The following is an 11899-nucleotide window of genomic DNA, read 5'->3' as shown; positions in this document are numbered from 1 at the left end:
GGTCGGAGGGGGCCAGGGCCGGGGGCGGTCAGGCCGGATCCAGCACCAGGCGGTAGCCCATGCCCTGCTCGGTGAGCAGGTGCTCGGGGGCGCTGGGGGTGCGCTCGAGCTTCTTGCGCAGCTGCGACAGGTACAGGCGCAGGTACCCGGTGTCGGTGACCTGCTCGGTGCCCCAGATCTCGCGCAGCAGCTCCTGACGGGTCACGAGCGCCCCGGGGTGCCGGGCGAGGTGCTCCAGGATCTGCCATTCGGTCGGGGTGAGGTGCACCCGGGATCCGTCCCGCGTCACGGCCTTGGCGGCGAGATCCACCTCGACGTCCCCGAACGCGACCGTCGACTCGGCCGGCGCACCGCCGCGCCGGCGGGCCAGCGCACGCAGCCGGGCCAGCAGCTCGTCCACCTGGAACGGCTTGGTGACGTAGTCGTCGGCGCCCGCGTCGAGCGCCTCGACCTTGTCGGCGGATCCGGTGCGCCCCGACACGACGAGGATCGGCACGTCGCTCCAGCCTCGCAGCGCCTCGATCACGGCGAGCCCGTCGAGCCGGGGCATGCCGAGATCCAGCAGCACGATGTCGGGGTGCGCCTGGGCGGCCATCGCGATCGCGGCCGCGCCGTCGGGAGCGGCGATCACGTCGTAGCCGTGCGCGGCCAGCGTGATCCGCAGCGCGCGGACGAGCTGCGGGTCGTCGTCGGCGACGAGCAGTTTCATCGGGCATCTCCGTCCGTCGCGGGGCTCTTCCCGTTCGAAGCGCGCAAAGTGTCGTATTCGGAGCCTGGATCCGGCAAAGTGCGCGCTTCGAAACCGGCATCGGCCAACGGCAGCGACACGACCATCGTCAGGCCTCCGCCGGGGGTGTCCTCGGCCGTCAGCGTACCGCCCATGCCTTCGGCGAAACCCCGGGAGAGCGCGAGGCCCAGCCCCAGGCCGGTCGTGTTGTCGGTGTCGCCGTGCCGCTGGAACGGCAGGAACGCGCTCTCGCGCTGGTCCTCGGGGATCCCCTCGCCGCGATCCGCCACCCGGATCTCGGCCCGGTCGCCGAGCCGGCTCGTGGACACGATCACGCGCTCGCCCTCGGGGGAGTGCCGCACGGCGTTCGTGAGCAGGTTCACCAGCACGCGCTGCAGCAGCACCGGATCCGCGCGCAGCGGCGGCAGCGCCGGATCCAGCGCGAGCTCGACCTCGGCCGGGCCGAGCGAGAGCTCGTCGAGCGCCGAGACCACCCCGTCGCCGGCGTCGACCCGGCCCAGCGACACCGCCAGCACGCCGGCCTGCACCCGGCTGACGTCGAGCAGATCGGTCACCAGGCGGGACAGCGTGGCGAGGCTCTCGTCGGCGGTCTCCACGAGCTCCGCACGGTCCTCCGCGGAGAGCCGGTGCGCCCCGCGCAGGCCGCCGACCGCGGCGACGGCGGCGGCGAGCGGCCGGCGCAGGTCATGGCTGAGCGCGGACAGCAGGGCGCTGCGCACCTGGTCGGTCTCGGCGAGCACAGCGGCCTCCCTCGCGGTCTCGCGCAGGTCGGTGTGCTCGATGGCGGCGGCGAGCTGCGCCACGATCGCATCGAGCAGGCGGCGACCGGCGGCATCGAGCTCGCCGCCGTGCAGCTCGAGGATCGCCCGGGGGCGCCCGTCCGCGCCGACGCCGACCGGCACCGTCTCCACGCGCGACGTCTCTGCGTCGGGCGTCGCACCCAGCGGCTCGCCGTCGGCCGCCAGCACCTCGCCGTCGGGGGTGAGCAGCCGGATCCCGCTCAGCCCGAACGCTTCGCGGGCCCGCGCGACGAGCGCCGTGGGGGCGCTGTCGCCGCGCAGCACGTTGCCGGCGACGGCGGCGAGCAGCTCGGCCTCGCCGGACGCGCGCTGCGCGGCGCGGGCGCGGCGGGCCGCCTGGTCCACGACGAGGCTCACGAGCACCGCGATCACCACGTACAACACGAGGGCGAGCGCGTGCAGCGGATCCGCGATCGTCACCGTGAACAGCGGCTCGACGAAGAGGAAGTCCAGGGTGAAGCCGCTGAGCACCGCCGCGAAGAGCGCGGGCCGGAGGCCGCCGATGAGCGCGACCACGACGACGAGGAGCTGGTAGCTGAGCACATCGGCGGTGATGGATCCGGGCGACTTGAGCGAGAACAGCAGCCACGACAGCAGCGGGCCGCACACGAGCGCGACGGTGAACCCGATGAGCTGGCGCCGCCAGCCCAGCGCGCCGCCGCTGATCGTGGGGAGGGGGCCACGCCGTCCGGCCGCGGAGTGCGTGACGATGTGCACGTCGATGTCGCCGGAGCGGCGGATGATCTCCGCGCCGATGCCGGGCCCGGTGAGGGCGGCCGAGAGGCGGCTGCGCCTGCTGACGCCGATGACGAGCTGGCTGGCGTCGACCGACTGGGCGAACTCGACCAGCGTGCCCGCCACGTCGTCGCCGACGAGCTGGTGGTAGCTGCCGCCGAGCGACTCCACGAGGCCGCGCTGCGTGCTGAGCGCCCCCGGGCGGTCGCCGCGCAGCCCGTCCTGCGTGGTGACGTGCACCGCGAGCAGCTCCCCGCCGGCGGAGCGGGCCGCGATCCGCGCTCCGCGCCGCAGCAGGGTCTCGCCCTCGGGGCCCCCGGTGAGGGCCACCACCACGCGCTCGCGGGTCTGCCAGGCGCTGTCGATGCCGTGCTGGCTGCGGTAGCTGCGCAGGGCGCTGTCGACCTCGTCGGCCAGCCACAGCAGCGCCAGCTCCCGCAGCGCGGTGAGGTTGCCGAGACGGAAGTAGTTCGACAGGGCGGCGTCGATGCGCTCCGCCGGATACACCTGGCCCGCCGAGAGCCGGTCGCGCAGCGTCTGCGGGGCGAGATCCACGACCTCCACCTCGTCGGCGCCGCGGATCACCTCGTCCGGCACGGTCTCCTGCTGCACCACGCCGGTGATCTTCTCGACCACGGCGTTCAGCGACTCGATGTGCTGCACGTTCACCGTGGTGATGACATCGATGCCCGCGTCCAGGAGCTCCTGCACGTCCTGCCAGCGCTTGGCGTTGCGGGATCCGGGGGCGTTCGTGTGCGCCATCTCGTCGATCAGCGCGAGCTCGGGCCGGCGGGCGAGCACGGCGTCGAGGTCGAGCTCGTCGAGCTGCACCCCGCGGTGAGCCACGGTGCGGCGCGGCACCTGCTCGATGCCCTCGGTCTGCGCGTGCGTCGCGGCACGGCCGTGCGTCTCCACGACCCCGATCACGACATCGCGGCCGGACTCCTGCAGGCGCCGCCCCTCGCCGAGCATCTCGTAGGTCTTGCCCACACCGGGAGCGGCGCCGAGCAGCACGCGCAGGCGACCCCGGGAGGACCCGCCCTCTCGCCGTGCTTCGACCATCGCCGACACTCCTTCGCTCACTCGCATGGCGACCCGCTCACCGACCCGCTCGCATCGATCCGGCGGCTCACCGCGGCAGGGCGTCCAGCGCCAGATTCAGCTCGAGCACGTTCACCCGCGGCATGCCGAGGAATCCCGCATCGCGCGTCTGAATCCTAGACTCCACCAGCGCGCGGACGGCGGACGGATCGAGCCCGCGCGCCTGCGCGACCCGGTCCACCTGCAGCAGAGCGTAGGCCGGGCTGATCTGGGGATCCAGGCCGGAGGCGGATGCGGTGACGGCGTCGGCGGGCACGGCGGACTCCGCGACGTGCTCCCGTGCGGCGATCGCGGCACGGCGCTCGGCGACCGTCTTCACCAGGTCGGGGTTGTTCGGGCCGAGGTTGCTGCCGCCGGACGCGGTCGGGTCGTAGCCGTCCTTGCCTGCCGCCGACGGGCGGGGCTGGAAGTACTGCGACAGTGCGTCGCCCTTCGCGTCGGCGAAGGACTGGCCGATGAGGGCGCTGCCGGCAGGGGCGGCGCCGCCGCTCCAGCCGCCGGTGGGGTGGCCCTTGGCGTCGATGAGGGAGCCGTTGGCCTGCCAGGGCAGGGCGAGCTGTCCGACGCCCGTGACCACGAGGGTGTAGCCGACGCCGAGGAGGAGGGTGAGCACGAGCATCGCGCGGACGGCGACGCCGGTGACGCGGACGGTGCCGCGGAGGTTCGACATGGGTGGTGCCTTTCGGAGCGGTCTATGCGAGGTCGTTGAGCGAGGACGCGGAGCGACCGAGTCGAAACGCGGCAGCCACGCGGAAGCGGCGTTTCGGCTCGCGCCGCCTTCGGCGGTGCTCGCTCAACGACCTCGGGGTGGGCATGTCAGAAGCCGGGGATGAGGGCGACGACGAGGTCGATGAGCTTGATGCCGACGAACGGCAGGATGACGCCGCCGATGCCGTAGATGAGCAGGTTGCGCTGCAGGATCTGCGAGGCGCTGGCCGGCGTGTACCGGACGCCGCGCAGCGCGAGCGGGATGAGGAAGACGATGACGACGGCGTTGAAGACGATCGCGCTCGTCACGGCGGACGCGGGCGAGTGCAGGTGCATGACGTTCAGCGCGGCGAGCCCGGGGAATGCCCCCATGAACATGGCGGGGATGATCGCGAAGTACTTCGCGATGTCGTTGGCGAGCGAGAACGTGGTGAGTGCGCCGCGGGTGATCAGCAGCTGCTTGCCGATCCGCACGATGTCGATGAGCTTGGTCGGATCCGAGTCGAGGTCGACCATGTTCCCGGCCTCCTTGGCGGCCGAGGTGCCCGTGTTCATCGCGACGCCGACGTCCGCCTGCGCGAGCGCCGGTGCGTCGTTCGTGCCGTCGCCGGTCATCGCGACGAGACGCCCGCCCTCCTGCTCGCGGCGGATGAGGGCGAGCTTGTCCTCGGGGGTGGCCTCTGCGAGGTAGTCGTCCACCCCGGCCTCGGCGGCGATCGCCTTGGCGGTGAGCGGATTGTCGCCCGTGATCATCACGGTGCGGATGCCCATGCTCCGCAGCTCCTGGAACCGCTCGGACAGGCCCTCCTTGACGACGTCCTTGAGGTGCACGACCCCGAGGATCCGGGTCTCGGTCCCTGAGCCCGTCGAAGGGTCCGAGACCCGGGTGACGGTGGTCGCTTCGACAGGCTCAGCGACCGGACGGGGAACGCTGACCGCCACCACCAGCGGGGTCCCGCCCGAGGCGGCGATCTCGTCGGCGAAGCGCGCGGCCTCCTCCGCGGACGCCGAACCGGTCCCTGAGCCCGTCGAAGGCCGCTCAGGAACCGCCGGGTCCTCGATCCAGGCGCGGATCGCGGATCCGGCGCCCTTGCGGATCTGCGTGCCGTCGGCGAGGTCCACGCCGCTCATCCGGGTCTGCGCGGTGAACGGCACGGTCTCGGCGCCCTCGGGGGCGGTGACCACGATGCCGCTCGCGGCGGCCAGCTCGACGATCGAGGCGCCTTCTGGCGTCGGATCCGCGAGCGACGACAGCGCCGCGGCGTGCAGCAGCTCGTCGGCGGTGACGCCGGCGACCGGGCGCACCTCGGTCGCACGGCGGTTGCCGTAGGTGATCGTGCCGGTCTTGTCGAGCAGCAGCGTGGTGACATCGCCCGCCGCCTCGACCGCGCGGCCCGACATGGCGAGCACGTTGCGCTGCACCAGCCGGTCCATGCCGGCGATGCCGATCGCGCTGAGCAGAGCGCCGATCGTGGTGGGGATGAGGCACACGAGCAGCGCGATGAGCACCGGGACGCTCACCGGCGACGCGGAGTACGACGCGATCGGATCGAGGGCCAGGACGACCACGAGGAAGACGATCGAAAGGCTCGCGAGCAGGATGTTGAGCGCGATCTCGTTGGGGGTGCGCTGCCGGTCGGCCCCCTCGACGAGGGCGATCATGCGGTCGACGAAGGTCTCGCCCGGCTTCGACGTGATGCGCACCACGATGCGGTCGGAGAGCACCCGGGTGCCGCCGGTGACGGCGCTGCGGTCGCCGCCCGATTCCCGCACCACGGGGGCGCTCTCGCCGGTGATCGCCGACTCGTCGACGGTGGCGATGCCCGCGATGATGTCGCCGTCGCCGGGGATCGGCTCGCCCGCCGCGACGATCACGATGTCGTCGCGGCGCAGCTCGCTGGAGGCGACCTCCTCGGTCGCGGTCTGTTCCGCGGACGGATCCGTGGCCGCCGCATAGCCGACGACGCGGCGGGCCATCGTGCTGGTGCGGGTCTTGCGCAGCGTGGCCGCCTGCGCCTTGCCGCGGCCCTCGGCCACCGACTCGGCGAGGTTCGCGAACAGCACCGTGAGCCAGAGCCAGACGGCGATCGACCAGGTGAACCCGTTCGGCACGGGCGTGCCGCCGGACGATGTCGCGCTCGAGCCGAGGAACGGCTCGGCGATCGCGAGCACCGTCGTGAGCGCCGCGCCCGCCCACACGAGCAGGATCACGGGGTTGCGCAGGAGCGTCGCGGGGTTCAGCCGGCGGAGGGCGCCGGGCAGCGCATGCACGAGCTGGCTCCAGCCGAACGCGCGCTGCGGGCGCTTCGGAGACGAGGACCCTGAGCCTGTCGAAGGGTCGTGCTGCGCGGCGATCCCTTCGACAGGCTCAGGGACCGAGGGGGTGATGACGGTCATCGGACGAGTCCTTCTGCGAGCGGCCCGAGCGTGAGCACGGGGAAGTAGGTGAGGGCGGTGACCACGACGGACACCGCGATGAGGAGCCCGACGAACTGCGGGCGGTGGGTGGGCAGGGTTCCCGCGGTCTCGGGGACGTGCTGCTGCTGGGCGAGGGATCCGGCCAGGGCCAGCACGAACACGATCGGGATGAAGCGCCCCAGCAGCATCGCGACGCCGAGCGCCGTGTTGAGCCACGGTGTGTTCGCGGTGAGCCCGGCGAAGGCGGATCCGTTGTTGTTCGCCGCCGAGGTGAAGGCGTAGAGAACCTCGCTGAGCCCGTGCGGGCCCGGGTTGAGGATCGAGGTCTTCTCGACGTCGCTGCGGATCCCGGGGATCGCGAAGCTCAGGGCCGTTCCGGCGAGCACGAGCGTGGGGGTCACCAGAATGTAGAGGCTGGCGAGCTTGATCTCGCGCGGGCCCAGGCGCTTGCCCAGGTACTCCGGGGTGCGGCCGACGAGCAGGCCGCCGACGAACACGGCGATCACGGCGAGGATGAGCATGCCGTACAGGCCGGACCCGACGCCGCCGGGGGCGACCTCGCCGAGCATCATGTTGATCATCGGCATCATGCCGCCGAGGGGCGTGAACGAGTCGTGCATCGCATTGACCGCACCCGTGGAGGTGAGGGTGGACGCGGTGCCGAAGAGGGCGGATCCGAGGATCCCGAAGCGCTGCTCCTTGCCCTCCATGGCCGCGCCGGCGAGTTGCGTCGCCGTGCCGCCGCCGCCGAGCTCGAGGGCGCTGAGGGCGACGAGCGAGGCGAGGAAGATCGTGCCCATCACGGCGGCGATCGCGTAGCCCTGGCGGTGGTCGCCGACCATGCGGCCGAAGGTGCGCGGCAGGGCGAAGGGGATCGCGAGGATGAGGACGATCTCGAGCAGGTTCGTCCACGGCGCCGGGTTCTCGAACGGGTGCGCGGAGTTGGCGTTGTAGAAGCCGCCGCCGTTGGTGCCGAGGAGCTTGATCGCCTCCTGAGAGGCGACCGGACCGCCCGGGATCGCCTGCGTGGCGCCCGTAATCGTGTGCACCTCGGCGAAGCCGGACAGGTTCTGCACCACGCCGCCGGCGATGAGCGCGAGGGCCGAGAGCACGGCGAGCGGCAGCAGCAGCCGGAACAGGCCCCGGATGAGGTCGACCCAGAAGTTGCCGATCGTGGCGCTGCCGCGACGGGCGAACCCGCGCACGAGCGCGATCGCGATCGCGATGCCGACCGCGGCCGAGGTGAAGTTCTGCACGGCGAGGCCGGCGAGCTGCACGAGGTGGCCCATGGTCTGCTCGGGCGAGTAGGACTGCCAGTTGGTGTTCGCGACGAACGACGCCGCCGTGTTGAACGCGAGCCCTTCGGGCACCGCGGGCAGGCCCAGCGAGAGGGGGAGCACCTGCTGCACGCGCTGCAGCAGGTAGAGCAGCAGCAGACCGACGACCGAGAAGGCGAGGACGCTGCGTGCGTAGGCGCGCCAGGTCTGCTCTGAGGAGGGATCCACGCCGATGAGGCGGTAGACGCCGCGCTCCACGCGCAGGTCCTTGGCGCCCGTGTAGACGCGCGCCATGTAGTCGCCGAGCGGGCGGTACAGCAGCACGAGGATGACGATGAGGGTCGCGGCCTGCAGCAGGCCCAGCCAGAGGCCGGCGCTGTCGAAGAACCCGGCGCCCATCAGAACTTCTCCGGGGCGACGAGGGCGACCACGAGGTAGCCGATCGCGACGACCGCGAGGGCGGCCGCGATGATCTCGATGACGATCATCCCCGATCCCCTCCACCCAACGCTTCGCGTTGGTCGGAGCCTCTGGATCGGGGGTCCATGATTTCAATTGCCCGGGCGATCAGCGCGACCAGGGCGAAGAGCGCGAGCGTTCCCGCGATGTAGATGATGTCGAGCACGGATCCGATCGAACCGGTCCGGACGAGCCCGGATCGGGATCCTCACGACTCCCTCACGGTCCACTCCGGGATCCATGCGCCTTCCCAACGAGCGAGGAGTGCGCACACGAACGAGCCCTCTTCCGCATGACGGCGGAGGAGGGCTCGGGAACGCGCGGGTCAGCCCTTCTCGGGCGGCCCGGCCGGGCGCTGAACCCGGCGTGCGGGCTTGGCCTCGTCGCCGCCGTAGAGCGGGACGGGGCGGCCGGAGCGCTGCTGGCCGGGTACCGGCCGGGAGCGGCGGCCGTAGATGAGCTCGGAGGAGTCGAGCAGCCAGGGCACCAGCGTGATGGTGACGCCGTGTACGAGCATCAGCTGGCTCGCCACACGGCGCGCGCGCCGGTTGTGCAGGATCGACTCCCACCAGTGCCCCACGATGTACTGCGGCAGGTACACGGTCACCACGGCCGGGCCGTGCTTGGCGCGGTACTTCTCGATGTATGCCTCGACCGGGGCCGCGTAGTGGCGGAACGGCGACTCCACGATCACGAGCGGGATCGGGATCCGGTGCTGCTGCCAGTCCTTCTGCAGCTGCACGCCGTCCTCGGGGTTGGCCGCCACGTGCAGTGCGATCGTCTTCTGGTGCTTCGCCGCGATCGCGTAGTCGATCGCCTTGATGACCGGCTTCTGCAGCCGGTTCACGAGGATGATGGCCACGTCGCCCTCGGACCCGAAGTGCGTCGTGTCGTCGATCGCGATCTCGTGCTCGACGTCGCGGTAGTAGCGCTTCACGCCCATCATGAGCACGGCCAGGATCGGGATCGCCAGGAAGACCATCCACGCGCCGTGCGTGAACTTCGTGATCGTGACGATCACGAGCACCGCGATGGTGAGGGTGGCGCCGAGCGAGTTGATGGCGAGACCTGTGTAGGCGGTGCGTCGCACCGGCAGGGCGTCCTTCACGCTCATGGACTTCGTGCTGCGCAGCAGAGCCTTCCAGTGCCGCACCATGCCGACCTGGCCGAGCGAGAACGACACGAACACGCCGATGATGTAGAGCTGGATGAGGCTGGTCAGGTTCGCCTGGAACACCACGAGCACCCCGATGGCGGCGATGCCGAGCAGGATCATGCCGTTCGAGAAGACGAGGCGGTCGCCGCGGGTGTTCAGCGCCTTGGGGGCGTAGCCGTCGCGCGCGAGCACGGCGCCGAGCAGCGGGAAGCCGTTGAAGGCGGTGTTCGCGGCCAGCAGCAGCACGCAGGCGGTCGCGGCCTGGATGATGAAGAAGGGCAGCGATCCGTTGCCGAACACGGCCGAGGCGACCTGCGCCATGAGCGACTGCTGGGGCAGCGCGCAGTTGAATCCCACGAGGTCGCGGCAGGGATCCTCCGCGTAGTGCACGCCCGTGATGAGCCCGAGCGCGGTGAGGCCCGAGAACAGCAGGATCGCGATGCCGCCCATCATGGCGAGCGTCGCCTGCGCGTTGCCGATCTTCGGGATGCGGAAGGCCTGCACGCCGTTCGAGACGGCCTCGACGCCGGTCAGGGCGGAACAGCCGCTGGAGAACGCCCGCAGTACGAGGAGGATCACTGCGGCGTTCGCGAGCTGGTCGCCGTGCATCGCGTACTGCGAGCTCTCGGCGATCGGGGCGTCGCCGAGGAACGTGCGCACGAGCCCGGTGACGATCATGACGCCCACGGATCCGATGAAGATGTAGGTCGGCACGGCGAAGAACGTGGACGCCTCGCGCACGCCGCGCAGGTTCACGATCACGATGAGGATCACGAATCCCACGGCCAGCTCGACGCGGAACGGGTTCAGCTGCGGCACGGCGGAGATGATGTTGTCCACGCCCGACGCGATCGACACCGACACGGTGAGGATGTAGTCCACGAGCAGCGCGGAGGCCACGACGACGCCGGGCACCTCGCCCAGGTTCTTGAACGCCACCTCGTAGTCGCCGCCGCCGGAGGGGTACGCCTGGATGAGCTTGCGGTAGCTGAGCACGATCACGATGAGCAGCAGCACGACCGCCGCTGCCACCCATGGTGCGAAGGCCAGGAACGCCAGGCCGCCGAGGCCGAGGGTCATCAGCATCTCCTGGGGGCCGTAGGCCACGGAGGAGAGGGCGTCGGATGCGAAGATCGGCAACGCCATGCGCTTCGGGAGGAGCTGCTCGTTCGCCTGCTCGGTGCTCAGCGGCTCGCCGAGCAGGATGCGTTTGGCTACCTGCGGGGCGTCGGCGCTCTCACGGCTGTCATTTGCCACGAGCCGCTAAATTACGCCTGCAACGGGGTCGATGCAATTTCGCGCGCGGGTTGTTGCATCACTGTTCCATCACTCTTTGCCCGGGTTCGGCGCCGGGTGTCTCCGTAAGCGGTATCGGAGAGCGTTCTCCCGCATCGCTCCGCAGGTGCGGCCGTCGGTTCCGGAGGCTCTGTGGCGCATGATGCGTCCGCTCAGAACGAACGCACAGGAGATCCGAACGCCCATTGCGTAGCGTCGCAGGCATGAGCACGGTCCCTCTCGACGATGACGCGCTGAATCAGACCCTCTCCGAGGCCCGCGAGCTGCGCGACGAGTTCCAGCGCTTCCTGCACGAGTACGAGTTCGGGATGCGGGAGATCGAGACGAAGATCTCGATCCTCAGGGACGAATTCACCCACCACCACTCCTACAATCCGATCGAGCACGTGAAGAGCCGGGTGAAGTCGCCCGACAGCATCGTGGAGAAGATCGCGCGCCGCGGGATCGAGCCCGACTTCGCCTCCATCCGCCAGCACATCACCGATATCGCCGGCGTGCGGGTCACCTGCAGCTTCGTGGCCGACGTGTACCGCCTGTTCGACCTGCTCACCGCGCAGGACGACGTCACCGTGCGCATCGTGAAGGACTACATCGCCGCTCCGAAGCCCAACGGCTACCGCAGCCTGCACGCGATCCTCGAGGTTCCCGTGTTCCTCTCGTCCGGCCCGATCATGGTCCCGGTCGAGGTGCAGTTCCGCACGATCGCGATGGACTTCTGGGCGAGCCTCGAGCACAAGATCCACTACAAGTTCCAGGGGCAGGTGCCCGCGCACCTCGTCGGCGACCTGACCGCGGCGGCCGAGGCGGCCAGCGAGCTGGATGCCCGCATGGAGCGGCTGCACCACGAGGCGCACGCTCCGCTCGCCGTGCTGCCCCTCGACGTCTGAGCCGCTCTCGGCGCGCGAAGTGCTGCGGGGCGTCGAGACGCCCCGGATCCTCATCCACGATGGCGCCCGGATCCTCATCCCGGAATATTGAACGTTCAGGCTTCGGAACGGGGATGCGCGGGGGTCGATTTGTAATCCGGGCGAACGTGCCGTAGCGTGACGTCAAGATTCACTGTCCATGCGCATGAATGCATCCGTCCCTGGGGCCGGATGCGCGCGGAGGCGGTGACGAGGATGCCACGGGGAGTGGTTTCCGCAGGGGACTCACGGGAAATGGGTTCCCGAACAACGGGCCGGGGGAACGGTCCGCTGGG

9 protein-coding genes are annotated in these 11899 nt (G+C 70.7%); 1 reads left to right on the top strand and 8 read right to left on the bottom strand.

Features of this window, described 5'->3' with window-relative positions:
- Positions 1-28: 28 nt before the first annotated feature.
- From AERO9AM_RS17020 to AERO9AM_RS16985, 8 genes are all read right to left on the bottom strand, one after another.
- Positions 29-709, bottom strand: a complete 681-nt coding sequence (locus AERO9AM_RS17020) for a response regulator (RefSeq protein ID WP_159577218.1) — start codon at positions 707-709, stop codon at positions 29-31.
- Positions 706-3345, bottom strand: coding sequence for an ATP-binding protein (locus AERO9AM_RS17015; RefSeq protein ID WP_159577217.1), 2640 nt, complete (start codon positions 3343-3345; stop codon positions 706-708). The genes AERO9AM_RS17020 and AERO9AM_RS17015 overlap by 4 nt, the downstream gene beginning before the upstream one ends.
- Before the next feature lie 67 nt (positions 3346-3412).
- A complete protein-coding gene (gene kdpC, locus AERO9AM_RS17010) occupies positions 3413-4054 on the bottom strand; it encodes a potassium-transporting ATPase subunit KdpC (RefSeq protein WP_159577216.1) in 642 nt (213 codons plus the stop codon).
- 146 nt (positions 4055-4200) lie between these two features.
- A complete protein-coding gene (gene kdpB, locus AERO9AM_RS17005) occupies positions 4201-6489 on the bottom strand; it encodes a potassium-transporting ATPase subunit KdpB (RefSeq protein ID WP_159577215.1) in 2289 nt (762 codons plus the stop codon).
- On the bottom strand, positions 6486-8186 hold the full coding sequence (gene kdpA / locus AERO9AM_RS17000) for a potassium-transporting ATPase subunit KdpA (protein ID WP_159577214.1): 1701 nt from the start codon (positions 8184-8186) through the stop codon (positions 6486-6488). Before kdpA ends, kdpB begins: the two co-directional genes overlap by 4 nt.
- Positions 8186-8275 carry a potassium-transporting ATPase subunit F gene (locus AERO9AM_RS16995; RefSeq protein WP_045251045.1) on the bottom strand — a complete coding sequence of 30 codons (90 nt, stop codon included), beginning with the start codon at positions 8273-8275 and terminating at the stop codon, positions 8186-8188. The genes kdpA and AERO9AM_RS16995 overlap by 1 nt, the downstream gene beginning before the upstream one ends.
- Positions 8272-8412: a hypothetical protein gene (locus AERO9AM_RS16990; RefSeq protein ID WP_159577213.1), complete on the bottom strand. Its 141-nt coding sequence runs from the start codon at positions 8410-8412 to the stop codon at positions 8272-8274. The genes AERO9AM_RS16995 and AERO9AM_RS16990 overlap by 4 nt, the downstream gene beginning before the upstream one ends.
- Positions 8413-8571: 159 nt before the next feature.
- Entirely contained in the window at positions 8572-10659 is a 2088-nt protein-coding gene (locus AERO9AM_RS16985; RefSeq protein ID WP_442923272.1) for an APC family permease, read from the bottom strand.
- 242 nt (positions 10660-10901) lie between these two features.
- Here AERO9AM_RS16985 and AERO9AM_RS16980 point away from each other — a divergent pair, with 242 nt between their 5' ends.
- Complete coding sequence (locus tag AERO9AM_RS16980) at positions 10902-11585, top strand: GTP pyrophosphokinase (RefSeq protein WP_159577212.1); 684 nt, start codon at positions 10902-10904, stop codon at positions 11583-11585.
- The last annotated feature ends 314 nt before the right edge of the window (positions 11586-11899 follow it).

It is taken from the genome of Microbacterium sp. 8M, from assembly GCF_902506375.1.
Taxonomy (GTDB): Bacteria; Actinomycetota; Actinomycetes; order Actinomycetales; family Microbacteriaceae; genus Microbacterium.
Note: the sequence above shows the minus strand (reverse complement) of the source record. Positions and strands in the feature narration are given on the sequence as shown.